This is a genomic window from Stenotrophomonas sp. FW305-C-20-S1 (assembly GCF_058783335.1).
Map to the genome: position 1 here is coordinate 36,442 of NZ_JBYTEK010000019.1, position 25,291 is coordinate 61,732.

The following is a 25,291-nucleotide window of genomic DNA, read 5'->3' on the forward strand; positions in this document are numbered from 1 at the left end:
TCCGTCCAAGCTTGCGCCATGCAAAACGTCCGCCTCCTGCTCGGCCGTCGCTCCAGCATCGGCCTCAGCTACATCCTGACTACCGTCGTGGATCGCCGCGCGCCCCTGTTCGCCAACGACGCTGCCGCAGCCCTGGCAATCCAGGAATTCCAGAGGCTGGATCAGGAAGGCTTCACCCGCTCGATCGCTTACGTGGTCATGCCCGATCACATCCACTGGCTGCTCGAACTACGTGCGGGAACACTGGAAACCGTCATGAAGCGCTTCAAATCGCGCACGGCGCAGCAGGCAAACCGGTTGTTGGGAAAGGGCGGGCGCTTCTGGCAGGCCTGCTACCACGATCATGCGATCCGCTCGGACGAATCGTTGTACCGGCATGCGATGTACCTGATGGGCAATCCGATCAGGGCGGGTCTGACGACGCAGTTGGGGCAGTATCGGCACGCATGGTGCGAGTGGGAGCTCGAGGCCTTGGGTGATCGACCGGAGGCATTCAGCACGGACGGATAGTGCCAACCAAGGTTGGCATCTACCAAAGCAGTGCACGTGCCAACCCAGGTTGGCACGCATCAACGCAGCAATCGGAGGCAATCAACCCAGCAGGGTTTCCAGCACGGCCATGCGTACGGCGACGCCGTTGGCGACCTGGCGCAGCACCCACGACTGCGGGCCGTCGGCCACTTCATCGGTCACTTCCACGCCGCGGTTGATCGGGCCCGGGTGCAGCACGGCTGCGTCCTTGCCGGCGCGGGCCAGGCGTGTGGTGTTCAGGCCGTACTGTGCGTGGTACTGCTCCAGCGACGGCACCAGGCCTTCTTCCATGCGCTCGCGCTGCAGGCGCAACATCATCAGCGCGTCGACGCCTTCCAGCATCGCGTCGAAATCATCACCGACCACGCAGCCCTTGAGGGTGTCGTCGTCAGGCAGCAGCGACTGCGGGCCACATACGCGGATCTCGCCCACGCCCAGCGTGCGCAGGGCATGCAGGTCGGTGCGGGCCACGCGCGAGTGCTTGACGTCACCGACGATCACCACCTTCATCTTCGAGAAGTCCGGGCCCTTGGCCTGGCGCAGGGTCAGCATGTCCAGCAGGCCCTGGGTCGGGTGCGAGCTGCGGCCGTCGCCGGCATTGACCAGCGCGGTGCCCTCGCCCGCCACGGCAGCCAGCGCCGCCACGGCGCCGTCATCGGGGTGGCGCACCACGAAACCACGCACGCCCATCGCTTCCAGGTTCTTCAGCGTGTCGCAGGCGGTTTCGCCCTTGCGCGTGGACGAGGTGGAGGCGTCGAAGTTCAGCACGTCCGCACCCAGCCGCTGCGCCGCCAGATGGAACGAGCTGCGGGTACGGGTGGAGGGTTCGAAGAACAACGTGCACACCGCCGATCCGCCCAGCACGTGGCGCTTGTTGCCGACACGGCCGACCGCGGCATCGCGGATCTGGCCAGCGCGGTCGAGCAGTTGCACCAGGGTGTCGCGGGGAAGACCTTCAAGCGTCAACAGGTGGCGCAGGCGGCCGGAGTCATCGAGTTGCTGGGCGGTCATGGCGGGGTTCGTATCGTCAGGGAATGGGAATGGCGTCGTCCGGCGACGACAACCAGCGGTCGATGATCACCGCCGCAGCCACGGCATCGAGCGCAGCCGCGTCGCGGCGACGCTTGCGCCCTTCGGCGCGTTCGACGGCGAAGCGGCGGGCGGCCTCGACCGAGCTGGAACGCTCGTCGATCATCACCACCGGCAGCTTGAAACGTTCCCGCAGCTGGCGGGCAAAGCCCTGCGCGCGCTTGCGGTTGGGCTGGTCCTGGCCGTCCAGGGTCAGCGGATCGCCGACCACCAGGCCATCGGGCTTCCATTCCTTGAGCAGGCGTTCGATCGCCGCCCAGTCGGGGCCATTGCCGTGCACATCGACCACGGCCACCGCGCGTGCATGCGCGGCGAAGGCACTGCCGATCGCCACGCCGATCCGGCGCGAGCCGACATCGAAACCGAGTACGGTGCCATCGCGACGGATGAGGGCCGGCTCAGACATGGCCGCTGTAATCGGTCAGCCGGAACAGATCGACGCCAATGCGCGACGCGGCGCCCTGCCAGCGCTGTTCCAGCGGCAGCTGGAACACCAGTTCGGCATCGGCCGGCACGGTCAGCCAGCTGTTTTCGGACAGTTCGCTTTCCAGCTGGCCGGCACTCCAGCCCGCGCAGCCCAGGGTGACCACGGCATTGGCCGGGCCTTCGCCACGCGCCATCGCCTCAAGGATGTCACGCGAGGTGGTCAGGTACAGGCCCTCACCGACGACGAGGCTGGAATCCCACGCGCGCGCGTCGTCATGGATGACGAAGCCACGCTCGGGATGCACCGGTCCGCCATTGAGCACCGGACGCGCCTGCAGGACGCCATCGCCGGTAGCGATATCCATCTGCGCAAGCACTTCGCCCAGGGTGTACTCGGACGGCTGGTTGACCAGCACCCCCATTGCCCCGTTCTCGTCGTGCTGGCAGATCAGCGCGACGGTGCGGGCGAAGGTGGCGTCGATCAGCGACGGCAGCGCCACGAGCAGGTGATTGGCGAGGGAAGTCGGCGTTACTGGCATGGGCGCCATTCTAACCGCTGCGACCGGATGCGGGCGCGAAGGGATGGGCTAGGATGGCGCTCTTGCAAGGAGGACGACCCGATGCAGCAGGATGCAACGCTGTCATGGCCCACCCGCAGCATGATCGTGTTGATCGCACTGCTGCAGGGGCTGATGCTTTTCGCGGCCCAGGAACTGGCGGATCAATGGCCGTTCCGGGACATCGGCTGGCGCTACTGCTGGTATGCCTGGGTATTGACCGTGCCCACCGCAGTGGCCTTGACGCTGGTCGATCTGAAGGCCTGGCGCCTGTGGCTGCACGCCGGGTTGGCCTCGTTGCTGGTCCTCGCCCTGGCCGCCTGGACCGCCTGGAACCTGAGCGGAGAAACCGCACTGTATGCGGCCGTGCTGCAGGTTCCGCTCTCGATCTGCCTGGCCGTTGCCACGTTCATTGCCCTGCCGTGGTGGCAGTTCCGCCTGCATGCCGGACATTGGCGGGCCGACTATGGCGCGTTGTTCGAACGCGCCTGGCAGAACGGGCTGACCCTGGTGCTGGCGGCGGTGTTCACCGGCTTGACCTGGCTGCTTCTATGGCTGTGGGCGGCGCTGTTCCGGATGGTCAAGGTCGACTTTTTCCACGTCCTGTTCGGCAGCGATGCCTTCATCGCCTTGGCCACCGGCATGCTGGCAGGCTTCGGCGTGCTGATCGGGCGCACCCAGCATCGCGCGATGCAGATCACCCGCCAGGTGCTCTTCGCGATCTGCCGCGGCCTGCTGCCATTGCTGTCGTTCATCGCGGTGCTGTTCGTGCTGTCGCTGCCGTTTACCGGGCTGGCGCCGCTGTGGGCCACGCGTTCGGCCGCCAGCCTGCTGCTGGTGCTGGCGGTGCTGCTGATCAGCCTGGCCAACGCGGTCTACCAGCACGACGACGGCACCCCGCCCTACCCTGCATGGCTGCGCCGGCTGGTCGAGGCCAGCCTGCTGGCACTGCCGATCTACGCCGGCCTGGCGCTGTATGCGATGTCCCTGCGGGTCAGCCAGTACGGCTGGACCCTCTCGCGCTTCTGGGGCGTGGCGGTGGCAGTGCTGATTGCCGGCTATGCCATCGGCTACGCCTTCGCCGCACTGCGCCGGCACGGGCGTTGGCTGCATCGGCTTGAGCCGGTCAACCGCTGGATGTGCTGGGCCGTGCTGGCAACTGCACTGCTGGCCATCTCACCGGTGATCGACCCGGTGCGCATCACCCTGGCCAGCCAGATGAAGCGCCTGCGCGCCGATCCGGCGTTGATGACTGCGGACGCCGCAAATCAGCTGCGTTTCGAGCTGGGCCGTCGAGGTGTGCAGGCGCTGCGCACGCTGCAGAAAGCACCGTCATTGGCGGCCGACACCCGCGCCTCCAGCATCATCGTGCAGGCCCTGGCCCGGCAGAAGCGTGAGTCACGCTGGGATAACGACATCGACGATGGCGTGCGCGACCTGGCCAGCCTGAAGTCCCGGATCGTGCAGGCCAAGGGCACCGCCTCGCCAGCCGATGACTGGTGGCAGGCGGTACTGGACCGTCGCTTGCACGCGGGCGATTGCCTGGACGACGACAAGACCGGCGACAACCGCTGCGTCACCCTGCGCCGTGACCTGGACGGCGATGGAGAAGACGACGTGCTGCTGTGCATTACCAGTCTGTACAGCGGTCCGCGCTGCCAGCTGCACGTGCGTGAACCGGCTGGCTGGAGAAAGGAGGGTGATGTTTCCTTCCAGGACGTTGACCAGCGCACCCCGGACGGGGCCCCACAGGCCCTGCGCGACGGCCGCCTGACCATGCAGCCGCCGCGCTGGCCGACGCTGCTGCTTGACGGCGCGGCGGGCCAGCTGGAGATTGATCGCAGCAACGACCGCGCGGAGGCGGCCACACCATGAGCGGATACTGCCGCATCGCCCCGGGCCATCCGGTGCACGAGTACTACCACGCCAATGAATATGGCTTCCCGCAGCGCGATGAGCGTGAACTGTTCGAGCGCCTGCTGCTGGAGATCAACCAGGCCGGCCTGAGCTGGGAAACCATCCTGAAGAAGCGCGAGGGATTCCGCGCAGCCTATGACGCGTTCGACGTTGATCGCGTCGCCGCCTACGCCGAGCAAGACATCGAGCGCCTGCTGTCGGACCCGGGCATCATCCGCAACCGCTTGAAGGTGCTGGCAGCGATTCACAACGCGCAGGTGATCCAGCAGCTGCGCCAGAGCCACGGCAGTTTCGCCGCCTGGCTGGACGCACACCATCCGCGCAGCAAGGCCGACTGGGTGAAGCTGTTCAAGAAGACGTTCCGCTTCACCGGTGGCGAGATCACCGGCGAGTTCCTGATGAGCCTGGGCTACCTGCCGGGCGCGCATGCCGAGGACTGCCCGGTGCATGCAACGCTGCTGAAGCTGGCACCGCCGTGGGTACAGGCAGCGCGCGGCTGATGCGCATCCGCCGGGCATGGCCCGGCGCTACCGGGGCGCGTGGCACCTGGGCGGGCGATCCGCCGAATGCGGAATCAGACGCCCATGTAGCGGCCCGGGCGGTGGTTGAACATCAGCACCAGGCTGAGCACCACCGCACCGATGGCCGAGTACATCACTTTGGACGGCGACAGCACGAAGAACGCGGCCACCATCAGGCACGCATCGAAGGACATCTGCACCTTGCCGGCGCTCCAGCCGCGGGTGCGCTGCAGGTACACCGCCAGGATGCCGATGCCGCCGAGGCTGGCGCGATGGCGGATGAAGAACAGGATGCCCAGGCCGGACAGCGCGCCCCCGACCAGCGCCGAGTACAGCGGCGCGATATGCGAAAAGTCCGCCCAGCGCGGCAGGATGTCGGTGAGCAGGCCGCAGGCAGTGACCGCTGCGAACGTCTTCAGGGTGAATTCCCAGCCCATGCGGCGCACGGCCACCCAGTAGAACGGCAGGTTGACCAGCACGAACACCAGGCCGAAGTTCCAGCCCATCGAATAGTGCAGCAGGAAGGCCATGCCGGCCATGCCGCCGATCATCAGCCCGCCCTTGGCGAAGATCGCCAGGCCCAGTGAGGCCACGAGCATGGCCAGCACCATGCCCTGCACGTCCTCGGCGACCGAGTGGCGCAGCGCCTTCTCATCGGCGGGGGTGCCGGCAACATCGGGCGGCGGGGTCAGCGGGCCAGCGGTGACCAGGTGGCCGTCAGCGTCGTCGCACGGCGCCGGGCCATGGGATTGGAGGGACATACAGGTGGGGGCACTACGGGTGGGGAGCGGTATTAGACACGATCTGCATGACAGTTGCAGATGAAATCGTTCAGTTGGGAGTTGCGGCGAACGGCGCAGCCCCTCGTGGCTGGGCGGCGTAATGCAGTTCAGTGGCTTGGCCGGGCGGGGTGAGGCTGCGGGGGACGCCGTTAATCCGTCCCTGGAGGCTTGGCCGCGTCTTGCTCGTGTGCGCTGTCCTGCGCACACGGCAAGACCGGGGTTGGGCGTCCTGCCCAACCCGCCCGAGGCATGCCTCGGGCCCATGCCGCGGACACCCCCGCAGCCTCACCCCACCCGGCCTTGGACAGGTTCCGTGCGCGTCCAGCCACGTAAAGAGAAAAGAAGAGCAGAAGCGGGTCGCTTCGCTCGGTGGAGCGGTTGTCTCAGCGCTGGGTGGCCAGGTGGTGGGCGACCAGGGCGTTTGCGTGGCCATGGCCCAGCCCGTGCTCGGATTTCAGGAAGCTGACCAGTTCCATGTGCTTCAGCCCCGGCCGTTTGGCCAGCAGCCCCAGCCAATGCGTCACCGGCTGCCCGTAGGTTTTCTCGATGGAAGGAAAGTAGGACGCCGGGCCCTTGGGTTTGCTGTCGGTGCTCATGTGCTGCTCCCTGTTGTTTGGAAAGTACCCATTCGACGAACCACGGAACCACAAATCGACATGGCGCATTAACCGACCAGCACCGGCAGCACCGGGCACGCATCCACGCATGGCGTGGATCTACGTGTCGACCAAGGTCGACACCCACCACGAGCAGGCCGTGCCGCTCCACAGGAAGCCCGCTGTTGCTGTTGCTCCGGCTGTTGCTGTTGCGGTTGCCGGCCCGCGGCCGGCACTACCGCGGGCGCCGGGCGCAGCCCGGCCGTATCATCCCCTCATGCCGCGTGAAAACCTCAACGACCTGCAAGCCTTCGTCCACGTTGCCCGCGAAGGCAGCTTCACCAAAGCCGCTGCCCAGCTGGGCGTCTCGCAATCCGCCCTCAGCCACGCCATGCGCGGGCTGGAAGAGCGACTGGGCGTGCGCCTGCTGACCCGCACCACCCGCAGCGTCGCCACCACCGAGGCCGGTGCCCGCCTGCTGGAAACCCTGGCCCCGCGCCTGGCCGAGATCGAAGACGAACTGGCCGCGCTGGCCGAGTACCGCGAGCGCCCCGCAGGCACCATCCGCATCAACGCCACCGGCCACGCCGCCGAATACCTGGCCTGGCCCAGGCTGGCGCCGCTGCTGCAGCAGTACCCGGACCTGAAGGTCGAGCTGACCACCGATTACGGCTTGGCCGACATCGTCGCCGAGCGCTACGACATCGGCATCCGTCTCGGTGAGCGCCTGGCACGCGACATGGTGGCGCTGCCGATCAGTCCGCCGCTGCGCATGCGCGTGGTGGGGGCACCGTCGTACTTCCGCCAGCACGTGGCGCCGGTGCATCCGCACGATCTGGCCGCGCACAACTGCATCACCCTGCGCCTGCCCACCCATGGCGGCCTGATGCCGTGGGATTTCGGTCAGGATGGCAACGAGCTGAGCATCCGCGTCTCCGGCCAATGGACCTTCAACACCATGGGCATGACGCGGGCTGCGGCGCTGGCCGGCAGCGGACTGGCCTGGCTGCCCGAAGACCAGGTGCAGGCGGCTCTGCTGGAAGGCCGCCTGCAATCAACACTGGATGACTGGTGCCCGCACTTCGATGGCTACTACGCGTATTACCCGTCACGCCGGCATGTCACCGTGGCGATGCGTACGGTGCTTGATGCGCTGCGCGGACCGATGGTGGGGTGAGGCGTGCGGACCAACGGACCGCACCCACCACAGGACGAGAGTCCGCACCCACCACAGATCGAAAGACCGCGCCCACCAAAGATCGAAAGACCACACCCAGCACAGGACGAGAGTCCGCGCCCACTGCGATCAGCCCTTGGCCTGTGCCGCACGCTGTGCGTTGTAGCGCTCGCCGACGATGGCGATCTCCTGCAGCGTCTGCGCGATGCGCTCCAGCTCGGCGGGAGACAGCTGCAGGTCGGCGGCGGCAAGGTTCTCTTCCAGGCGATGGATCCTGGTCGTACCCGGAATCGGCACGATCCACGGTGCCTGCGCCAGCAGCCAGGCCAGCGCGACCTGTGCCGGGGTGGCGCCCCGCGCCGCCGCGATCGTGGTGATGCGGTCAACCAGCGCTTGATTGGCGCGACGCGCTTCCACTTCGAAGCGTGGCACGGTGTTGCGGAAATCGTTGTCGGCGAAGGTGGTGTCGGCGTTGATCGCGCCAGTCAGGAAGCCGCGACCGAGCGGGCTGAACGGCACGAAGCCGATGCCGAGTTCCCGCAGCGCCGGCAGCAGTTCCCGTTCCGGTTCGCGCCACCACAGCGAGTACTCGCTCTGCACTGCGGCCACCGGTTGCACGGCATGCGCGCGACGCACCGTGGCGGCGCTGGCTTCGGACAAGCCGAAGTGGCGCACCTTGCCCTCGGCGATCAGGTCACGCACGGTGCCGGCCACATCCTCGATCGGCACGTTTGGATCCACGCGGTGCTGGTAGAACAGGTCGATGTAGTCGGTGCGCAGGCGCTTGAGGCTGGCTTCGGCCACCGCACGGATGTTCTGCGGACGACTGTCCAGGCCGGTGTCGACCTGTGCGTCCTTGAAGCCGAACTTGGTGGCGATCACCAGCTTGTCGCGGTGCGGTGCCAGCGCCCTGCCGAGCAGGTCTTCGTTGGTATATGGACCATAGACTTCGGCGGTGTCGAAGAAGGTCACGCCGCGTTCGACCGCGGCGTGCAGCAGGGCGATGCCCTGGCTCTGCTCGACGGCGGGACCGTAGCCGTGGCTCAGGCCCATGCAGCCCAGGCCCAGGGCGGAGACTTTCAGGCCGCTGCGGCCGAGTTCACGTGTCTGCATCGTCGTGCTCCAGTAGGGGAGCGATGACGATACGCCTGCAGGGGCAGCGGATTGAACGACCTGGATGGCAGTCGGTCATGACTGGATTTCATGAATGCCGTCCTGCCGCCCGCACCAATTCTGCATCCGGTGGACGAGTTACCTATGCCACCTTGGACGGCAGCTGATAACGTACTTTGCTGCCCTCCAGTGTGATCCATTTTTTCTGCTGCAGTTGCTGGATGAGCGCAGTGACATCCTTTGCGGGAAGTGCCTTCTGAAACAGGCTGTTGATCGCGCAGGTGAGCGACTTCATTGAAGCCGGCCGCGCCTTGCCCTGCTTCACCAACACTGCATGTACGCGTTGCAGGCGCGCGTCGACACTCAACGCTGGCGGCTTGGCCTTCGATACGACCGGCGTCGGTGGCTTGGCCGGAGCCTGCTGCGTGCCACGGAGCATTGGCAGATCGGCAACGGATGCGCACCGCAGGACGTTGAGACGTCGCGATTGCAGGTGCGCCACCAGTGGATCGAAGCCGGTGTCCCTCGAAACGATCTGGAAGAATGCGCTGGGATCGGCCGCAGCCATCTCGCCGATGTAAAAGGCGATATGGAAATCCAGCGCGTTCGACCCGCTACCATTGCAACGCACATAGCATCCGTTGCCACCCAATGCCTGGACTGCCTCGGCAACATCCATGCTGATCCGCGATTGCGATGCGCCAACGAAGATCAGCACGGTGAAACCAGGGGCAACCAACTCCTTGAGAGACGGAGGCTGCACATTCTCGTAATCGATGAGCACGACGTTGCGAGCACGCGGCATATCCATATGCACCCCATTTACGATAGTCAGCCAGCGGCGGGCGGCGCCCTCACCGTACCTCTGAAATCTCCACGCCATCCAGCCCCTGCGACAGGGTGCGGGCATCGCCGCCCTGGCTGAGCTTGATGCGCAGGCGCACTTCGTTCTGCGAATCGGCGTAGCGCAGCGCGTCCTCGTAGCTGATCTCACCGGCCTGGTACAGCTCGAACAGGCTCTGGTCGAAGGTCTTCATGCCCAGCTGGACCGATTCCTTCATCAGCTCCTTCAGCTTGTGGATCTCGCCGTCGCGGATGTAGTCCTGCACCAGCGGCGTGCCCAGCAGGATCTCCATCGCGACCTTGCGCGAACGGCCATCCGGCGAAGGAATCAACTGCTGCGCGACCACGCCCTTGAGGTTCAGCGACAGATCCATCAACAGCTGGTTGCGGCGATCTTCCGGGAAGAAGTTGACAATGCGGTCCATCGCCTGGTTGGCATTGTTGGCGTGCAGCGTGCACAGCACCAGGTGACCGGTTTCAGCGAAGGCGATGGCATGGTCCATGCCCTCGCGGGTACGCACTTCGCCGATCATGATCACATCCGGCGCCTGGCGCAGGGTGTTCTTCAGCGCGGCTTCCCAGCTATCGGTATCGATGCCGACTTCGCGCTGGGTGATGATGCAGCCCTCGTGCTTGTGCACGAATTCGATCGGATCTTCGATGGTGATGATGTGCCCGGTCGAATTCTGGTTGCGGTAACCGATCATCGCTGCCAGCGAGGTTGATTTACCGGTACCGGTAGCGCCGACGAACAGGATGATGCCGCGCTTGGTCATCGCCAGCGTCTTGATGATCGGCGGCAGGCTCAGCTCTTCCACGGTGGGAATGCGCGTCTCGATGCGACGCAGCACCATGCCGACCTGGTTGCGCTGGTAGAAGCAGCTCACGCGGAAGCGGCCGACGCCGGACAGGCCGATGGCGAAGTTGCATTCGTGGGTCTTTTCGAATTCCTCGCGCTGCGCCGGCGTCATCACGTTCAGCACCAGGTCGCGGCTCTGCTGCGGCGTCAGTGGCGTCTGGGTGATCGGCGAAATCTTGCCGTTGACCTTGATCGCCGGCGGCATGCCGGCAGTGATGAACAGGTCCGAGGCGCGCTGGTGCGCCATCAGCTTGAGGAACGAGGTGAAATCGATGGTGGTCGCGGTGGTGTTCACGGCGGGCTCCCAATGGGGCATGTACCAGGAATCGGTCGGTGGAGGAAACAGCGCGGGGCCGGCCACGTATTCGCGCGCCCTGCCCCGCCATTGCCTCGCCTTACTCGAACAGACGCTTGTCCTTGGCGTATTCGCGGGCCTGGTTGCGGGTGATCAGGCTGCGCTTGACCAGGTCCTGCAGGTGCTGGTCCAGGGTCATCATGCCGTACTGCTGGCCGGTCTGGATGGCCGAATACATCTGCGCCACCTTGTCCTCGCGGATCAGGTTGCGGATGGCCGGGGTGCCGACCATGATTTCCCAGGCGGCGGTACGACCGCCACCGACCTTCTTCAGCAGCGCCTGCGAAATGACCGCGCGCAGCGATTCGGACAGCATCGAGCGCACCATCGGCTTTTCGCCGGCCGGGAACACGTCGATGATGCGGTCGATGGTCTTGGCCGCCGAACTGGTGTGCAGTGTGCCGAACACCAGGTGGCCGGTTTCCGCGGCGGTCAGCGCCAGGCGGATGGTTTCCAGGTCACGCAGTTCGCCGACCAGGATGATGTCCGGGTCCTCACGCAGTGCCGAACGCAGCGCTTCGTTGAAGCCGTGCGTATCGCGGTGCACTTCGCGCTGGTTGATCAGGCACTTCTGCGAGGTGTGCACGAATTCGATCGGATCCTCGACGGTGAGGATATGGCCGTATTCGTTCTTGTTGATGTAGTCGATCATCGCCGCCAGCGTGGTCGACTTGCCCGAACCGGTCGGGCCGGTCACCAGGATCAGGCCCTGCGGTTGCTGGATCACCTCGCGGAACAGCGGCGGGCAGGCCAGGTCTTCCAATGTCAGCACTTCGGACGGAATGGTACGGAACACCGCACCGGCGCCACGGTTCTGGTTGAACGCATTGACACGGAAGCGCGCCAGCGACGGGATCTCGAAGGAGAAATCGACTTCGAGGAATTCCTCGTAATCGCGGCGCTGCTTGTCGGACATGATGTCGTACACCAGCGCGTGGACCTGCTTGTGGTCCAGGGCTGGAATGTTGATCCGGCGAACATCACCGTCCACGCGGATCATCGGCGGCAGGCCTGCGGACAGATGCAGGTCGGACGCTTTGTTCTTTACGGAAAACGCCAAGAGCTCGGCGATATCCATGAGCGGCTACTCCCCAATAACGGCTTCGACTGGAAGGATCTTTCCCCGGGCGGCAGTATAGCCTCCTGATTGAACGGAACGCGTTACGTGGCCACTCCCCTGCCCCAGATCCTGAGCAACCTGCACAACGCCGCCGCTGCCGCCGGGCGGCCACCGCCGCGCCTGCTGGCGGTGTCCAAGACCCAGCCGGCCGAGGCCGTGGCTGCGCTTGCCGCGCAGGGCCAGACCGCGTTCGGCGAAAACTACGTGCAGGAAGCGCTGGCCAAGATGCAGGAACTGCAGCCGCTGGGCCTGGAATGGCACCTGATCGGCCACCTGCAGTCGAACAAGGCCGAACCGGTGGCCACGCACTTCGACTGGGTGCAGAGCGTGGACCGGCCCAAGCTGGTCGCCGCGCTGGCCCGCTACCGCCCCGCTGAACGCGGCCCGCTGAACGTACTCATCCAGGTCAACATCGATGACGAGTCGAGCAAGCACGGCTGCGCGCCGGACGACGTGGACACGCTGGCGGCAACCATCGCCGCCGAGCCGAACCTGCGCCTGCGCGGCCTGATGGCGATTCCTGCGCCGTGGCCCGACGCCGAGCGCCGGCGCGACGCGTTCGTGCGCATGCGCACACTTTTCGAGGCGCTGGCTGCCGCTCATGCCCAGGTGGACACCCTGTCGATGGGCATGAGCAGCGACTACGCTGAAGCGATCGCCGAAGGTGCCACCCTGGTGCGCATCGGTACCGCCCTGTTCGGCGCGCGTCCGCGCCCGGCCTGATTCCAAGGAGATTCCCATGGCAGCTGATTCCATCACCTTCATCGGCGGCGGCAACATGGCCCGCAGCCTGATTGCCGGCCTGATCCGGCAGGGCGTGCCGGCCGCGCACATCCACGTGGCCGAACCGGTGGCCGAACTGCGCGAAAAGCTGGCTGCCGATTTTGGCGTGCCGACCCACGACAACGCGGCCGCTGCGGCGGCGCAGGGCAACACGTGGCTGCTGGCGGTGAAACCGCAGGTGCTGCGCGAGGTCTGCCAGTCACTGCAGGTGTTGGCGCAGGCACAGGAGCCGTTGGTGATCTCGATCGCCGCCGGCATCACCAGCCCGCAGCTGCAGCGCTGGTTGGGTGGCACGCTGCCGGTGGTGCGCGCGATGCCCAACACCCCGGCCCTGCTCGGCGCCGGGGTCACCGGCCTGTATGCCACGCCAGCGGTGGATGCGCAGCAGCATGCGCAGGCCGAACGCGTGCTGGCCAGCGCGGGACGCACGGTGTGGATCGACGCCGAAGCGCAGATGGATTCGGTCACCGCCGTATCCGGCAGTGGCCCGGCCTATGTGTTCCTGCTGGCCGAAGCAATGGAAGCGGCCGGCATCGCACAAGGCCTGCCTGCAGAAGCGGCGCGCACGCTGGTGGTGCAGACACTGCTGGGCGCCTCGCGCATGCTGGACGAAGCCGGTGAAAGCCCAGCCGAACTGCGGCGCCGGGTGACCTCACCCAACGGCACAACCCAGGCGGCGATCGAAAGCTTCCAGGCAGGTGGGTTTGAAGCGTTGGTGGAAAAGGCACTGCGTGCCGCGCAGGTGCGTGGGCAGGAACTGTCTGCCGCCAATGATTGAAACAAGTGTGCCGACCAACGGTCGGCACCCACCGCCATCCACGCATGCGTGGATCTACGTGCCCAGCCTGGCCATGACGAAATCAACGAAACACTGCAGCCGCGGTCGGGGGCGACGGTCGGGCAGGTAGATCAGGTGCATCGGCCGTGGCTCGGGCAGATAGTCGCGCAGCAGTGGCTTCAATCGTCCCGCTGCGATTTCACCGGCAAGCAGCGCGGTCGGCTGCAGCACCAGGCCTGCGCCCGCCACGGCTGCTTCGCGGAGCGCGTAACCGTCATTGCTGGTCAACCGCGCTTCCCAATCGACCTGTTCGCCATTGGCCAGCTGCCAACCGTGACCGCCGCGCCAGGCCAGGTGGCTCAGGCAATCATGTCCTTCAAGATCGGCGGGCGTGCGCGGCGTACCACGGCGGCGCAGGTACGACGGTGATGCACACAGACTCATCGCATACGGCGGCAGCGGCCGCGCCACCAGTTCCTGCGACGGCAGCGGACCGACGCGGATGGCTGCATCGAAGCCATCCTCGATCAGGTCGATGCGGCGATTGCTCAGGTCCAGCTCGATGTTCAGCAGCGGCTGTGCCCGCAGCAGATCGCTCAACACGGGAGCCAGCACGCAGCTGCCCCAGGTGGTCGGCGCACTGACCCGCAACAGCCCGCGTGGCTGCACCTGCAGCCCGGCCACGTCCGCCTCGGCCTGCTGCACCTGTTCCAGCACCTGCCGGCAACCGGCCAGGTAGGCAGTGCCGGCTTCGGTCAGGCGTTGGCGACGGGTGTTCCGCTGCAGCAGCGCGGTGCCCAGGTGCGCTTCCAGCTGCTGGATGTACTTGCCGACCATCACCGCCGACACCTGCAGGTGGCTGGCGGCAGCGGAAAAACTACCGTGCTCGGCCACGGCGACGAAGGCCTGCATGCAGCGCAAGGTATCCATTGCAAATCCATGGTTAGGAATATGCGAATCATAAGCCACTTACCAAACCAACCGGTGACAGCGCAGACTGCATCCATCCCCTCTCGCAAGGAGCTGTCATGAAGATTCTTCTCGTCGGTGCCAGCGGCACCCTCGGCCAGGCGGTCGCCCGCCACCTGGGCCAGCAGCACGACATCCTCGCTGCCGGCCGCCACAGCGGCAGCCTGCGCGTGGACCTCACCGACGACGCCAGCGTGCGCGAACTGTTCGCGCAGACCGGCCCGGTCGATGCGGTGATATCCACCACCGGCAAGCTGCATTTCGGCCCGTTGCAGCAGATGACACCCGAACAGTTCAACGTCGGCCTGCAGGACAAGCTGCTCGGCCAGGTACGCCTTGCACTGGCCGCGCAGCACCATCTCAACGCTGGCGGCTCGATCACCCTGACCAGCGGCATCGTCAGCGCGCAGCCGATCCGCGATGGCGCCAATGCCACCGCCGTCAACCATGCACTGGAAGGTTTCGTGCGGGCGGCGGCGCTGGAACTGCTGCCGCGCGGGCTGCGCATCAACGTGGTCAGCCCGAACGTGCTGGTGGAATCGATGGAAGCCTACGGCCCCTACTTCCCCGGCTTTGAAGCAGTAACCGCACAGCGCGCGGCACTGGCCTTCCAGCGCGCGGTGGAAGGCATTCAGAGCGGCGAAACCATCACCGTCTGGTAACGAGCGTGCCGACCAAGGTCGGCACCCACCAGCACGGTCAGCCCCAGCGCATCGGGCCGTCGCCGCGCTCGCCGAGCACGTCATCCGGGTTGGCCAGGCGGCAACGCTTCAGTGACAGGCAACCGCAGCCGATGCAGCCGGTCAGCTCGTCGCGCAGCAGCTGCAGCATGTGGATGCGTTCCTCCAGTTCCACCTGCCAGCGTGCCGACAGCTTGGCCCAGTCGGCCTTGGTCGGCGCCCGCCCCTGCGGCAGGCTCTCGAACGCACGTGCCACAGCTTCCAGCGGCATGCCCACGCGTTGCGCCACGCGGATCACCGCCAGCCGGCGCAGCACGTCGCGGGCGTAGCGGCGCTGGTTACCCGACGTGCGCAGGCTGCTGATCAATCCCTTGCGCTCGTAAAAATGCAGCGCAGAGACGGCCACGCCGCTGCGACGGGCGACATCGCCGACGCTCATGTCCTGTGCCAGCATCGATTGACCTCAACTTTGGTTGAGGTGGCATGCTGCTACCATCGCCGCCAGATGACAAGCGCGGCCCGTCCGCCCCCGCAGGAACCCGATGCCCTCCCCCGCTGCCACGGCCGATCCGGTCGATTCCTCCATCCTGTCCGCGCGCTACCGCGCCACCACCCTGGGCATGGTCGCCCTGGTCTCCCTGCATGCCTTCGAGGCACTGGCGGTGGCCGCAGCAATGCCGACCGTGGCCGAGGCCCTGGACGGCCTGCGCTTGTATGCGTTGGCCTTCGGCGGCACCTTGGCCACCAGCGTGATCGGCATGACCCTGGCCGGCCGCTGGGCCGACCGCCACGGCCCCGCACGCCCGCTATGGTGGGGCCTGGCCTGCTTCGTGCTGGGCCTGCTGCTGGCGGGCTTCGCCCTGCGCATGGGCATGCTGGTGGCCGGACGCCTGCTGCAGGGCCTGGGCGCAGGCGCCATTTCGGTGTCGCTGTATGTGATGGTCGGCCGGACCTATCCCGAGCATCTGCGGCCGAAGGTCTTCGCCGCGTTCTCTGCCGGTTGGGTGGTGCCGTCGATGATCGGCCCCGCGCTGAGCGGTGTGATCGTGCAGCATCTTGGCTGGCGCTGGGTGTTCCTGGCGGTGCCGCTGCTGGCGATACCGGCCGGCCTGCTGCTGCGACCGGCGCTGGCGCGCATGCAGGCTGCAGCCACGGATGTTGCCGATGATGGCCGCGGCAACATCGTGCGCTGGGCCAGCGGCGCCTCCCTGGCTGCCCTGCTGCTGTATCTGGGCGGGCAACAACAGGGCGTACCTGCACTGCTGTGCATCAGCGTGGCGATGCTGGCGCTGCTGTTCTGCGTGCATCGCCTGTTGCCCGCCGGCACCCTGCGCCTGCGCCGTGGCCTGCCCAGTGTGATCGCATTGCGTGGTGTGGCCGCTGCCGCGTTCTTCGCCTGCGAGGCCTACCTGCCCCTGCTGCTGCAGCGCGAGCGTGGGCTGTCACCCAGCTGGGCCGGTGCCGTGCTGAGCCTGGGCGCGCTGGGCTGGTTCACCGGCTCGTGGCTGCAGGGTCACCAGCAGCGCGGCTGGTCGCGGCAGCAACTGCTGCGCGTGGGCACACCGCTGATGACCGTGGGCATCGGCGCGACGCTGGCGGTGCTGTTCACTGCGGTGCCACTGCCGGTCGCCCTGGTCGGCTGGACACTGACCGGCTTCGGCATGGGCATGATCTACGCCAGCCTGTCGGTGCTGACGCTGTCACTGTCACCACCACACGAACAGGGTGCGAACACCTCGGCCCTGCAGTTGAGCGAAGCATTGTCGGTGACCACCGCACTGGCGGTATCCGGCGCGCTGTTCGCACTGTTCGTGGAAAGCGCCCCGCATACCGGTTACATCCTGTGCCTGGCCATCACCCTGGGCCTGGCGGTGTTCGCCACGGTGATCGCACGTCGCGTGTAGACGCCCCGGAGAGCGTCCCGTTACGGCCTCGCCACCGTACCCACTTCATCGATGTCCTGGTGCAGGATGCGGCGCACTTCCAGCACTGCCTGCGGCGTCTCCTGCACGCTGTGGCCGGAGATGATCACCTTCTCCGACAACGCGCCCGGCAGGTGCGAGCTCCAGTAAGGCACCAGCCCATCGTCGGATTTCTCCACCGGCAGTTCCGGTTTGCGCTGGGCGATGATGGAGTGGTACTTCAGGCCCGGCGTGATCGGCAGCTGCGCAGCGGCTTTCACGAACGGGTCGCTGGCCTTGAGGTTGTCGATGCTGTTGGGAATCTTCGGCTTGGCCGTGCCATCCGCCTGCTGCTCGGCCTGTGCCAGTGCCAGGAACACATCCTCGAACTTGCCGAGGATGGTCAGCGGCAGGCGCACCAGGCGGCCGATCAGGCGGCCGACCTTGTTGCCGGCGATGTCCGTGCCCTGGTGCGGGGCGGCGATGAAGATCGCACGCTCCACGTTCGGTTCGGCCTTGAAGTGCAGCAACGGACCCAGCTTGGACTGCACCCGCTTCAGGCGTTCGCCCTTCAGGTTGTAGTTGGCGAGCAGATCATTCCACAGCACATCGCCCGAGTCGCTGACCAGCAGGCGCGCCAGCACGCCGCCCATGCTGTGGCCGATGTAGACCATGTCCTTCGAGGCGCGCGTGCTGCCGTTGGGGTCGAAGTGCTGCAACGTGTCGTTGAATGCGTTGGCGATCTCGTAGCGGTTCAGCGCGATCGGCGCATTGGTCGGGTAGTACACCTGCCACACCTGGAACTGCTGGCGCAGTTCGGGGTCACCCATGATCTCGTTGGCCAGGTTCACCCACGCTTCCGGGCTGCTGCCCAGGCCATGCAGCATGAAGATGATGCGGCGGTTCGGATCCCACGGCTGCATCAGGTAGATGTGCGGCTCGCCGATGCCCTCGCTCATGCCGAACAGGGTACGCAGCGACTGCGTGGCGAACCCGCTCTGCGCCAGCCACAGACCGTAGGCGGCGGTGAAGTTGCCCGCCAGCGGCACCTCTTCGCCATGCAGGGTGATGCGCTCGGTGGCCTCGGGCGAATAGCCATCCAGCAGCACCTGGCGGGTGCGCATCACGTCTTCCAGCGTGTTGCCTTCAAAACGCAGCAATGCCGTGACGTTGATCGAGGACATCTCGCTGTACTCGGGCACCGAATCATCGTGCTGGTGGCGGCGTCCGCGGCGGACGCCCTCCTCCTGCTCGTCCTTGGTGGCCTGCGCCTGTGCCGTTTCGGCCTTGGCCCCTTCCGCGGCGACGGCAGGCACCACCAGTTTCGGCGGGTCCATCACCATCACCAGCTCGGCGCCGAAACCATCGCGGCGATAGGTGCTGCGCATGCCGACGAAGCTGACGGTACCGGCCGGCACCAGCTGCTTGGGGATGCTTTTCAATGAAAGGCGCTGGAAATCGGAAGCCAGCGTCCAGCTGCCCGCCGATACCGGCTTGGTGTAGTCCTCGCCGGCCAATGCTGCGGCACGGGCACGCGCGAACAACACCACGGCGGCCTTCTCGGCAGCATAGTTGTAGTAATCGCGTACCTGCGTCTGCCGATCCTCGAACGCGCGATCGGAGGGCGAGCGTCCGCTGTAGAACAGATAGGCATAGCCATAGCGCGCCGCCTCCAGCCACGCATCCAGCGCTGCATCGCTCATCGGCGGTTCGTTGGCCGCCTGCTTCTTCGGCGTCAATGCCAGAGCGGCCTTCACCCACAGCTCGGACAGCGTCGACAACCGCTGCTCGACGTTGAGGTCATCGGTCATCAACAGCGTGCTGCGGCAGACCAGGAAGTCCTTCTCGCACTGCGATTCGTCCAGCCCGGCCGCACTCAGCGTCTCGCGCGAGGCGGGGCTGAGCTTGCCGGTGTTGAGCACATCGGCGCGCTTGTTGACCAGGTAATCGCTGGACGCCACCTGCTTGACGGTGACCATCGCGCAGCCGCTGCCGCCCAGCAGCAGGAAAGCAGCCAACAACGCCGGCAGCGCGCGCTGCCAGCGGAACAGGATCATCGGGGTCATTGCTGCGGGTCCTGCTCGGTGCCAGGGATGCCCTGGCGGATCACGGTGGAGAAATCATCGTCGGGTGCCATCTTCAGCGCGCGCTCGGTGATGCGGCCCTTGGCATGCAGTTCGGCGTACGGCACGCCAGGCGTGAGCGCGCCCACCTCCTGCGCGTACTCGGCCAGGTAGCCCGAGGCCAGCAACCGGTAGTCCAGCGGCAGGCGCGGAGCGATATGCCGCGCCAGGTCGAAGACAATCGTGGTGCAGTTGCTGGTCAGCGTGTTGTAGAAGCCGGGCGTGGCATCAAGCTGGCGTGCCTGGTCGATGTAGGCAGCAAACAGGGTCTTGAGCTGGTTGCGGTCCATGCCGTGCAAGCGGTACAGGTAGACATCCTCGCCGCGCGCGTTGGTGCGCGTGCGGATGATGTCGGTTTCTTCGGACGCGACCAGCGTCATCTCGAACTTGCGGAAGAAGCCGCCCAATGCCGAGAACGATTCACCACGCTCCTTGCGGATTTCCAGCGAGAACACCAGATGGCGCCCGTCCTCGAATCCGAACGAGACCAGGGTGTGGGCGATCGCCGGGCCCATCCAGTACGACAGCACCAGGTCGGCCGAACGCAGCTGGTCCAGGTCGTAGCTGCGGCGCACCCAGCGCGCGTCGTAGTCGGTCTCGGTGCGCCAGGTGAAATCGCGCACGTTGTCCAGCACCACGTGGCGGCCATCGAAGGATTCCACGTGCAGGCGCTGCGCCACGTCATCGGCCCAGTCGCGGTCCTGGCGCGGGGTCAGCAGCAGCCACCACAGCCCCGCCAGCGCCAGAGCGCCGGCAAAGGCCGCCCACAGCCGGCGCGTGCCACGGCCGCGCGCCACCTGCCACGCCGCCCAGGCGGCGGCCAGCAGCCACAGCATCGCCGCGGTCACGCCCAGCCAGCCCGGCCCGGGCATCTGGTAGGTCAGCAGACCGGCCACCCACAGCGCCAGCAGCACCATCACACATCCTGTCATCCATCGTCCTGCGGCTTTCACTGGCATCCTGTCGGGGTCCCGGGGCGGCATAGTTAGCCACAAGCCGCCTCACGGCGACATCTACGACGGTTCAGGCTGGCGCCTGCGGGCGCATACTGGCGGTCCACCAAGGGTATACAGGGAGCGAGGATGGGCATTACCACCGTGGCCGGCGTCGCCGTGCAGGCGCAGCATCGGGCCAGCTGTCATTGCGGCACCGTCGAGCTGCTGCTGGACCTGCCCGAGGGCATCGTCGACCCGCGCCGCTGCGACTGTTCGATGTGCCGGCGCCGCGGCGCCATCGCCGCCAGCGTGGCCGAAGACGGGCTGCATATCGTGCGTGGGCAGGCCCATCTGCGCCTGTACCAGTTCAATACGCACGTGGCCGAGCACTACTTCTGCGACGTCTGTGGCATCTACACGCACCACCGCCGCCGCTCCAACCCGAACCAGTACGGCTACAACGTGGCCTGCCTGGAAGGCATCGATCCGTTCGCGCTGGGAACGATTCCGGTCAATGACGGGGTGAACCACCCCGCCGACCGCACCGGTTAGTGGCGGCTGCGCCGGGGCGGCGGCGCGATCTTCTGCCACGGGGCCATGCTGGCCCGGCCGACGCGCAACGGACGCTTCAACGGCGTTCGACGCGCGGGCATGTCCGCCGCAGGCGGCAGCGTCGCGGCGGGCAGCGCAGGGCGTGAGGGCCAGAGTCGGTCAAGCAACCACATGGCAGGTCTCCGTGGGGGACGGGGACGATCAACCCTACTGATGCCCGGGCCAAGACCGGGTGATGGCGCTGCGGCAGGAAGGTGACAGCCGACGCCCCTGCCCTCAGTGCACCGGCCGCGCCCTGCCCATCCGCCGTACCAGCACGAAGAACAGCGGCACCAGCACCACCGCCAGCACCGTTCCGGAGAGCATGCCGCCGATCACGCTCATGCCGATTTCACGCCGGCTGACCGCGCCGGCGCCGGTGGCCAACGCCAGCGGGATGACGCCTGCCACGAAGGCCAGCGAGGTCATCACGATCGGCCGCAGGCGCAGGCGCGCGCCCTGCAGTGCCGCTTCCACCGCTGAACTGCCGGCGCGGTAGCGTGCTTCGGCGAACTCCACGATCAGGATCGCGTTCTTTGCCGACAATCCAATCGTGGTCAGCAATCCCACCTGGAAGTAGATGTCATTGACGAAGCCCGCAGCCGTGGTCGCCAGAACCGTACCGATCACGCCCAGCGGAATCACCAGCACCACCGCTACCGGCACCGTCCAGCTCTCGTAGAGCGCGGCCAGGCACAGGAAGATGAAGGCAATCGAAGCGGCGTACAGGTACAGCGTCTGGTTACTGGCCAGTTGCTCCTGATAGGACAGCCCGCTCCATTGCAGATCGAACCCGGGTTGATCGGCCACCAGCGCCTGCATGCGCTGCATCGCTTCACCCGAGCTGCGCCCTTCCGCCGCGCTGCCCTGGATCTGCATCGCCGGCAGGCCGTTGAAGCGCTGCTGCAGCTGCGGCCCACGCGCCCAGTGGCTGCTGGCAAAGCTGGCGAACGAGGCCATCTGACCGTTGCCACCGCGCACGTACCACTGGCCGATGTCGTCGGGCACGCTGCGGTAAGGCTGGTCGCCCTGCATGTAGACACGCTTGACCCGGCCGCGATCCAGGAAATCATTGATGTAGCTGCCACCCCAGGCGGCAGACAGCGTGGAATTGATGTCGGCCTGTGCCAGGCCCAGCGCGCTGGCCTGGGCGTGGTCGATGTTCAGCCGCAGCTCGGCCTTGTCGCCCAGCCCGTTCAATCGCACGGAGGTCAGTCCGTCGTCTTCGCCGGCCGCGCGTACCACCTGCTCCTGCGCGGCCTGCAACGCCACGCGTCCGGCCGCGCTGGTGTCCTGCAGCCACAGTTCGAAACCGCTGGACTGCCCGAGGCCGCGCACTGCCGGCGGCGCCAGCACGTTGACCTTGGCATCGGGCAGCTTGCGGAAATAGGCATTGGCGCGCGCGATGATCGCCGCTGCGGTGTTGTCGCCCTTGCGCTCGTCCCAGGGCTTGAGTGCCAGGAAGCCCTGCCCCGCATTCTGGCCGGTACCGGCGTTGTTACGACCGACCACCACGAACACCACGTCCAGGTTCTGCTTCTCGTGCTCCATGAAGTAACGGCTGATCTGCTCGCCCAGCGCCTCGGTGCGCGCCATCGGCGTGCCTTCCGGCGTGGAGAACTGGAAGGTCACCTGGCCCTGGTCCTCCACCGGCAGGAAGCCGGTGGGCATGCGCGCGTACAAGGCAATCATGGCGATCACCAGCAGCAGATAGAACGCCATCCAGCGCCGCGGACGTGACACCACGCCACCGAGCTTGCCCTGGTAGGCCGACTGGCTGCGTTCGACGCCACGGTTGAACGCGGCGAAGAAGCGCCCCGGTGGCTTCTGCGCCGACGAGGGCTTGAGCAGGGTCGCGCACAGCGCCGGTGTCAGGGTCAGCGCGACCAGCGCCGACAACGCCATGGCCGATGCAATCGTGATCGAGAACTGCCGGTAGATGATGCCGGTGGAACCGCCGAACAGCGCCATCGGCAGGAACACCGCACCGAGCACCACGGTGATGCCGATCAGCGCACCGGTGATCTCGCCCATCGACTTCTCGGTTGCCTCGCGTGGCGGCAGATGCTCTTCGTGGATGATGCGTTCCACGTTCTCCACCACCACGATCGCGTCATCGACCAGCAAGCCGATGGCCAGCACCATCGCAAACAGCGTCAGGGTGTTGATGGTGAAACCGGCCACCGCAAGGACGCCGAAGGTACCCAGCAGCACCACCGGCACCGTGATCGCAGGAATCAGGGTGGCGCGCAGGTTCTGCAGGAACAGGAACATCACCACCACGACCAGTACGATCGCCTCGATCAGGGTGTGGATGACCCCTTCGATGGAGACCCGTACGAACGGCGTGCTGTCGCGTGGATAGGCCACCTGCAGCCCGGGCGGGAACGTAGGCCGCAACCGTTCAAGCTCGGCGCGTACCGCATCGGCAGTGGCCAGCGCGTTGGCGCCGGAGGCCAGGGTCACCGAGAAACCCGCAGCCGGATAGCCGTTGAGGAAGCTGCTGGTCTGGTAATTCTCCGCGCCGATCTCGACCCGCGCCACGTCGCCCAGGTGCACCGCCGCGCCGCTGGGCAGCGTGCGCAGGATGATCGCGCGGAACTGTTCCGGAGTCTGCAGGCGCGACTGCGCGGTGACGGTGGCATTGAGGCTCTGCGTCGCACTGGACGGCAACGCCCCCAGTTCACCGGCAGTGACCTGGGTGTTCTGTGCCTGGATCGCGCTGCGCACATCCGACGGCATCAGGTCGTAGGCACGCAGCTTGTGCGGATCCAGCCACACCCGCATCGCATAGGCCGAACCGAACACATTGATCTCGCCGACGCCGGCAATGCGGCTGATCGGGTCCTGCACGTTGCTGACCAGGAAATCGGAAACGTCTACCCGCTCCATGCGCCGGCTGGTGTCGTACAGCGAAACCACCATCAGCGAGTCGCCCTGCGACTTGGCCACGGTCACGCCCTGCTGCTGCACTTCCTGCGGCAGGCGGTTGATGGCCTGGTTGACGCTGTTCTGCACCTGTACCTGGGCGATATCGGGGTTGGCGCTCTGGTCGAAGGTGACCGTGATCCGCGCCTGTCCCGAAGACGAACTGGTGGAGGAAAAATACAGCAGGTGGTCGATGCCCTTGATCTGCTGTTCGATCACCTGGGTGACGCTGTCTTCCACCGTCTGTGCAGACGCGCCGGTGTAGTTGGCGGTGATGTTGACCTGCGGCGGTGCGATGTCCGGGTACTGCTCGACCGGCAGCTGGGTCACCGCAATCGTGCCGAACGCCATGATGCAGATCGCCAGTACCCAGGCGAATACAGGGCGGTGGATGAAGAAGCGCGGCAGCATGCGCTCAGTCCTTTCCGGCCGGCGCAGCCACGGGCGCCGTCTTCATCCGCACCAGCATGCCGTCGGCAAGGCCCTGCGCACCCGCCACCACCACCTGCTCGCCAGCGCTGATGCCATCAAGCACCAGCCACTGGTTGCCGACCGCGCGGGCGGTGCGGAAGGTACGCAGCCGCGCCTTGCCCTCCTTGTCGACCAGCCACGCCTGCGCCTCGCCCTTGGCACTGCGGTCCACCGCCGACTGCGGTACCAGCAGCGCCTGCTGCTGCGTGCCCTGGCCCACCTGCGCACGCACGTACATGCCCGGCAGCAGTTGCCCATCAGGATTGGGGAACTGCGCGCGCAGGGTGATGCTGCCGGTCTCCTGCTGCACATCGATGTCGGCAAATTCCAGCGTGCCCGGCAGCGGGTAGTCGGTGCCATCGGACAGGCGCAGCCGCACCGGCGCGATGTTGGCCTGCACGCCCCCCTCGGCAATGGCGCGACGCAGCGCCAGGTACTCGTTGCTGGACTGGGTGATGTCCACGTTCATCGGGTCGACCTGCTGGATCCGCGCCAGCGGATCGGCCTGGGCGGATGTCACCAGCGCCCCCGGGGTGAACAGCGCACGCCCGATGCGACCGGCAATCGGTGCGGTGACCGTGGCAAAACCCAGCCGCGTACTGGCGGTATCGCGCGCTGCCTGCGCAGCCTGCACGGCCGCAGCCGCCTGCTGGCCACTGGCGATGGCATCGTCCACGTCCTGGCGCGCGGCCAGCTGGTCCTTGCCCAGCGCCTGCATCCGCTGCGCCCGCAGGCGAGCGGTCACGGCGGCCGCTTCGGCGGTCCTGAGGTTGGCCTGCGCCTCGTTCAGGGCGGCCTGGTACAGCGCCGGCTCGATCTGGAACAGGGGCTGCCCGGCCTTCACCAGCTGCCCCTGCTCGAACAGGCGCTTCACCAACACCCCGTCCACCTGCGGGCGTACATCCGATTCCTGCGAGGCAATGGTGCGTCCCGGCAGTTCCTGCTGCAGCGCCAGCGTCTGGTTCTGCAGCGTCAGCACGGTCACTTCCGGCGTTGCCTTGCCTGGTTTGGATGCGTCCTTGCCGCAGCCGGCCAGCAGGGTAGCCAGGGCAAGCACCAGCAGCGGCCGGCGCCAGCCCGCGGCAGGCAGGGAGAAGTACGGAAGGGTCATCGGCAGCAGGTTCCACGCGCGGGGGGAGCGTTCGGCGCCGAATATAGAAGACAGCGCGCTGCGATCCAGCGAAAAACGCATGAAACATTTTTCATTTGCAGTGCACACCCGTGGTTGCGAGGATGCGCAGGTCCC

At 66.5% G+C, this 25,291-nt stretch carries 24 protein-coding genes; 9 read left to right on the plus strand and 15 right to left on the minus strand.

Translation table 11 applies throughout. From position 1 onward, the window contains the following. Nucleotides 1-18: 18 nt before the first annotated feature. Nucleotides 19-510 carry an REP-associated tyrosine transposase gene (locus AC3WTC_RS12035; RefSeq protein WP_492711492.1) on the plus strand — a complete coding sequence of 164 codons (492 nt, stop codon included), beginning with the start codon at nt 19-21 and terminating at the stop codon, nt 508-510. Between the two features lie 81 nt (nt 511-591). On the opposite strand, the gene AC3WTC_RS12040 is transcribed toward AC3WTC_RS12035, so the two are convergent. Genes AC3WTC_RS12040 through AC3WTC_RS12050 form a run of 3 tightly spaced genes read right to left on the minus strand, consistent with a single transcriptional unit; the run spans nt 592 to nt 2,585 of the window. Beyond that, nucleotides 592-1,542 carry an aspartate carbamoyltransferase catalytic subunit gene (locus tag AC3WTC_RS12040; protein WP_080149501.1) on the minus strand — a complete coding sequence of 317 codons (951 nt, stop codon included), beginning with the start codon at nt 1,540-1,542 and terminating at the stop codon, nt 592-594. 16 nt (nt 1,543-1,558) lie between these two features. Beyond that, on the minus strand, nt 1,559-2,026 hold the full coding sequence (ruvX, locus tag AC3WTC_RS12045) for a Holliday junction resolvase RuvX (RefSeq protein WP_025874031.1): 468 nt from the start codon (nt 2,024-2,026) through the stop codon (nt 1,559-1,561). After that, on the minus strand, nt 2,019-2,585 hold the full coding sequence (locus AC3WTC_RS12050; protein ID WP_059063289.1) for a YqgE/AlgH family protein: 567 nt from the start codon (nt 2,583-2,585) through the stop codon (nt 2,019-2,021). The genes ruvX and AC3WTC_RS12050 overlap by 8 nt, the downstream gene beginning before the upstream one ends. 81 nt (nt 2,586-2,666) lie before the next feature. On the opposite strand from AC3WTC_RS12050, the gene AC3WTC_RS12055 reads away from it, so the two are divergent. Both AC3WTC_RS12055 and AC3WTC_RS12060 read left to right on the plus strand, forming a co-directional pair. Beyond that, nucleotides 2,667-4,478 carry a DUF4153 domain-containing protein gene (locus AC3WTC_RS12055; RefSeq protein ID WP_492711493.1) on the plus strand — a complete coding sequence of 604 codons (1,812 nt, stop codon included), beginning with the start codon at nt 2,667-2,669 and terminating at the stop codon, nt 4,476-4,478. Further along, nucleotides 4,475-5,020, plus strand: a complete 546-nt coding sequence (locus AC3WTC_RS12060; RefSeq protein WP_025874034.1) for a DNA-3-methyladenine glycosylase I — start codon at nt 4,475-4,477, stop codon at nt 5,018-5,020. The genes AC3WTC_RS12055 and AC3WTC_RS12060 overlap by 4 nt, the downstream gene beginning before the upstream one ends. Nucleotides 5,021-5,094: 74 nt before the next feature. Here AC3WTC_RS12060 and AC3WTC_RS12065 read toward each other — a convergent pair whose 3' ends face one another. Together AC3WTC_RS12065 and AC3WTC_RS12070 are read right to left on the minus strand one after the other, a co-directional pair. Continuing rightward, nucleotides 5,095-5,802 carry a YitT family protein gene (locus AC3WTC_RS12065; protein WP_025874035.1) on the minus strand — a complete coding sequence of 236 codons (708 nt, stop codon included), beginning with the start codon at nt 5,800-5,802 and terminating at the stop codon, nt 5,095-5,097. A 404-nt stretch (nt 5,803-6,206) separates the two neighbouring features. Next, nucleotides 6,207-6,419: a DUF4287 domain-containing protein gene (locus tag AC3WTC_RS12070; protein ID WP_025874036.1), complete on the minus strand. Its 213-nt coding sequence runs from the start codon at nt 6,417-6,419 to the stop codon at nt 6,207-6,209. Nucleotides 6,420-6,696: 277 nt separating this feature from the next. Between AC3WTC_RS12070 and AC3WTC_RS12075 the strand changes: the two genes are divergently transcribed. Then, nucleotides 6,697-7,596, plus strand: coding sequence for a LysR family transcriptional regulator (locus tag AC3WTC_RS12075; protein ID WP_033830519.1), 900 nt, complete (start codon nt 6,697-6,699; stop codon nt 7,594-7,596). A 129-nt stretch (nt 7,597-7,725) separates the two neighbouring features. Here AC3WTC_RS12075 and AC3WTC_RS12080 read toward each other — a convergent pair whose 3' ends face one another. From AC3WTC_RS12080 to AC3WTC_RS12095, 4 genes are all read right to left on the minus strand, one after another. Further along, nucleotides 7,726-8,709, minus strand: a complete 984-nt coding sequence (locus tag AC3WTC_RS12080; protein ID WP_492711495.1) for an aldo/keto reductase — start codon at nt 8,707-8,709, stop codon at nt 7,726-7,728. Between the two features lie 142 nt (nt 8,710-8,851). Continuing rightward, a complete protein-coding gene (locus tag AC3WTC_RS12085; protein WP_492711496.1) occupies nt 8,852-9,520 on the minus strand; it encodes a PIN domain-containing protein in 669 nt (222 codons plus the stop codon). A 43-nt stretch (nt 9,521-9,563) separates the two neighbouring features. Beyond that, the gene (locus AC3WTC_RS12090) at nt 9,564-10,706 is read right to left on the minus strand and encodes a PilT/PilU family type 4a pilus ATPase (protein WP_025874039.1); all 1,143 of its coding nucleotides are present in this window, start codon (nt 10,704-10,706) and stop codon (nt 9,564-9,566) included. Nucleotides 10,707-10,806: 100 nt separating this feature from the next. Next, complete coding sequence (locus AC3WTC_RS12095) at nt 10,807-11,844, minus strand: type IV pilus twitching motility protein PilT (protein WP_004147099.1); 1,038 nt, start codon at nt 11,842-11,844, stop codon at nt 10,807-10,809. Between the two features lie 87 nt (nt 11,845-11,931). Here AC3WTC_RS12095 and AC3WTC_RS12100 point away from each other — a divergent pair, with 87 nt between their 5' ends. Together AC3WTC_RS12100 and proC are read left to right on the plus strand one after the other, a co-directional pair. Then, entirely contained in the window at nt 11,932-12,609 is a 678-nt protein-coding gene (locus tag AC3WTC_RS12100; RefSeq protein WP_105163564.1) for a YggS family pyridoxal phosphate-dependent enzyme, read from the plus strand. Between the two features lie 16 nt (nt 12,610-12,625). After that, the gene (gene proC, locus AC3WTC_RS12105; protein WP_492711499.1) at nt 12,626-13,447 is read left to right on the plus strand and encodes a pyrroline-5-carboxylate reductase; all 822 of its coding nucleotides are present in this window, start codon (nt 12,626-12,628) and stop codon (nt 13,445-13,447) included. A 54-nt stretch (nt 13,448-13,501) separates the two neighbouring features. On the opposite strand, the gene AC3WTC_RS12110 is transcribed toward proC, so the two are convergent. After that, nucleotides 13,502-14,377, minus strand: a complete 876-nt coding sequence (locus AC3WTC_RS12110; RefSeq protein WP_025874042.1) for a LysR family transcriptional regulator — start codon at nt 14,375-14,377, stop codon at nt 13,502-13,504. 98 nt (nt 14,378-14,475) lie between these two features. Between AC3WTC_RS12110 and AC3WTC_RS12115 the strand changes: the two genes are divergently transcribed. Next, the gene (locus AC3WTC_RS12115) at nt 14,476-15,078 is read left to right on the plus strand and encodes a short chain dehydrogenase (RefSeq protein WP_025874043.1); all 603 of its coding nucleotides are present in this window, start codon (nt 14,476-14,478) and stop codon (nt 15,076-15,078) included. Between the two features lie 37 nt (nt 15,079-15,115). On the opposite strand, the gene soxR is transcribed toward AC3WTC_RS12115, so the two are convergent. Then, the gene (soxR, locus tag AC3WTC_RS12120) at nt 15,116-15,550 is read right to left on the minus strand and encodes a redox-sensitive transcriptional activator SoxR (protein ID WP_032951587.1); all 435 of its coding nucleotides are present in this window, start codon (nt 15,548-15,550) and stop codon (nt 15,116-15,118) included. Nucleotides 15,551-15,638: 88 nt separating this feature from the next. Here soxR and AC3WTC_RS12125 point away from each other — a divergent pair, with 88 nt between their 5' ends. Next, nucleotides 15,639-17,000 (plus strand): MFS transporter, encoded by a 1,362-nt coding sequence (locus AC3WTC_RS12125; protein WP_059063279.1) that lies wholly within the window; start codon nt 15,639-15,641, stop codon nt 16,998-17,000. Between the two features lie 20 nt (nt 17,001-17,020). On the opposite strand, the gene AC3WTC_RS12130 is transcribed toward AC3WTC_RS12125, so the two are convergent. Together AC3WTC_RS12130 and AC3WTC_RS12135 are read right to left on the minus strand one after the other, a co-directional pair. Next, nucleotides 17,021-19,063, minus strand: coding sequence for an esterase/lipase family protein (locus tag AC3WTC_RS12130; protein ID WP_059063277.1), 2,043 nt, complete (start codon nt 19,061-19,063; stop codon nt 17,021-17,023). Continuing rightward, nucleotides 19,060-20,037 (minus strand): Lnb N-terminal periplasmic domain-containing protein, encoded by a 978-nt coding sequence (locus AC3WTC_RS12135; RefSeq protein WP_032977312.1) that lies wholly within the window; start codon nt 20,035-20,037, stop codon nt 19,060-19,062. Before AC3WTC_RS12135 ends, AC3WTC_RS12130 begins: the two co-directional genes overlap by 4 nt. A 165-nt stretch (nt 20,038-20,202) precedes the next feature. Between AC3WTC_RS12135 and AC3WTC_RS12140 the strand changes: the two genes are divergently transcribed. Then, nucleotides 20,203-20,607 carry a GFA family protein gene (locus tag AC3WTC_RS12140; protein ID WP_492711501.1) on the plus strand — a complete coding sequence of 135 codons (405 nt, stop codon included), beginning with the start codon at nt 20,203-20,205 and terminating at the stop codon, nt 20,605-20,607. Between the two features lie 276 nt (nt 20,608-20,883). Here the strand turns inward: AC3WTC_RS12140 and AC3WTC_RS12145 are convergent, their stop codons facing one another. Further along, on the minus strand, nt 20,884-23,985 hold the full coding sequence (locus AC3WTC_RS12145; RefSeq protein ID WP_492711502.1) for an efflux RND transporter permease subunit: 3,102 nt from the start codon (nt 23,983-23,985) through the stop codon (nt 20,884-20,886). 4 nt (nt 23,986-23,989) lie between these two features. Further along, nucleotides 23,990-25,156 carry an efflux RND transporter periplasmic adaptor subunit gene (locus tag AC3WTC_RS12150; protein WP_492711509.1) on the minus strand — a complete coding sequence of 389 codons (1,167 nt, stop codon included), beginning with the start codon at nt 25,154-25,156 and terminating at the stop codon, nt 23,990-23,992. Between the last annotated feature and the right edge of the window lie 135 nt (nt 25,157-25,291).

Excerpts from the sequence above, each read along its gene's own strand:
- AC3WTC_RS12040 (WP_080149501.1), bottom strand. The coding sequence starts at position 1,542 with ATGACCGCCCAGCAACTCGATGACTCCGGCCGCCTGCGCCACCTGTTG.
- AC3WTC_RS12035 (WP_492711492.1), top strand. The coding sequence starts at position 19 with ATGCAAAACGTCCGCCTCCTGCTCGGCCGTCGCTCCAGCATCGGCCTC.
- ruvX (WP_025874031.1), bottom strand. The coding sequence starts at position 2,026 with ATGTCTGAGCCGGCCCTCATCCGTCGCGATGGCACCGTACTCGGTTTC.
- AC3WTC_RS12080 (WP_492711495.1), bottom strand. The coding sequence starts at position 8,709 with ATGCAGACACGTGAACTCGGCCGCAGCGGCCTGAAAGTCTCCGCCCTG.
- AC3WTC_RS12140 (WP_492711501.1), top strand. The coding sequence starts at position 20,203 with ATGGGCATTACCACCGTGGCCGGCGTCGCCGTGCAGGCGCAGCATCGG.
- AC3WTC_RS12050 (WP_059063289.1), bottom strand. The coding sequence starts at position 2,585 with ATGCCAGTAACGCCGACTTCCCTCGCCAATCACCTGCTCGTGGCGCTG.
- AC3WTC_RS12085 (WP_492711496.1), bottom strand. The coding sequence starts at position 9,520 with ATGGATATGCCGCGTGCTCGCAACGTCGTGCTCATCGATTACGAGAAT.
- AC3WTC_RS12065 (WP_025874035.1), bottom strand. The coding sequence starts at position 5,802 with ATGTCCCTCCAATCCCATGGCCCGGCGCCGTGCGACGACGCTGACGGC.
- AC3WTC_RS12095 (WP_004147099.1), bottom strand. The coding sequence starts at position 11,844 with ATGGATATCGCCGAGCTCTTGGCGTTTTCCGTAAAGAACAAAGCGTCC.
- AC3WTC_RS12110 (WP_025874042.1), bottom strand. The coding sequence starts at position 14,377 with ATGGATACCTTGCGCTGCATGCAGGCCTTCGTCGCCGTGGCCGAGCAC.
- AC3WTC_RS12055 (WP_492711493.1), top strand. The coding sequence starts at position 2,667 with ATGCAGCAGGATGCAACGCTGTCATGGCCCACCCGCAGCATGATCGTG.
- AC3WTC_RS12075 (WP_033830519.1), top strand. The coding sequence starts at position 6,697 with ATGCCGCGTGAAAACCTCAACGACCTGCAAGCCTTCGTCCACGTTGCC.
- AC3WTC_RS12070 (WP_025874036.1), bottom strand. The coding sequence starts at position 6,419 with ATGAGCACCGACAGCAAACCCAAGGGCCCGGCGTCCTACTTTCCTTCC.
- AC3WTC_RS12130 (WP_059063277.1), bottom strand. The coding sequence starts at position 19,063 with ATGACCCCGATGATCCTGTTCCGCTGGCAGCGCGCGCTGCCGGCGTTG.
- AC3WTC_RS12060 (WP_025874034.1), top strand. The coding sequence starts at position 4,475 with ATGAGCGGATACTGCCGCATCGCCCCGGGCCATCCGGTGCACGAGTAC.
- AC3WTC_RS12125 (WP_059063279.1), top strand. The coding sequence starts at position 15,639 with ATGCCCTCCCCCGCTGCCACGGCCGATCCGGTCGATTCCTCCATCCTG.
- AC3WTC_RS12145 (WP_492711502.1), bottom strand. The coding sequence starts at position 23,985 with ATGCTGCCGCGCTTCTTCATCCACCGCCCTGTATTCGCCTGGGTACTG.
- AC3WTC_RS12135 (WP_032977312.1), bottom strand. The coding sequence starts at position 20,037 with ATGGTGCTGCTGGCGCTGTGGGTGGCCGGTCTGCTGACCTACCAGATG.
- proC (WP_492711499.1), top strand. The coding sequence starts at position 12,626 with ATGGCAGCTGATTCCATCACCTTCATCGGCGGCGGCAACATGGCCCGC.
- AC3WTC_RS12115 (WP_025874043.1), top strand. The coding sequence starts at position 14,476 with ATGAAGATTCTTCTCGTCGGTGCCAGCGGCACCCTCGGCCAGGCGGTC.
- soxR (WP_032951587.1), bottom strand. The coding sequence starts at position 15,550 with ATGCTGGCACAGGACATGAGCGTCGGCGATGTCGCCCGTCGCAGCGGC.
- AC3WTC_RS12150 (WP_492711509.1), bottom strand. The coding sequence starts at position 25,156 with ATGACCCTTCCGTACTTCTCCCTGCCTGCCGCGGGCTGGCGCCGGCCG.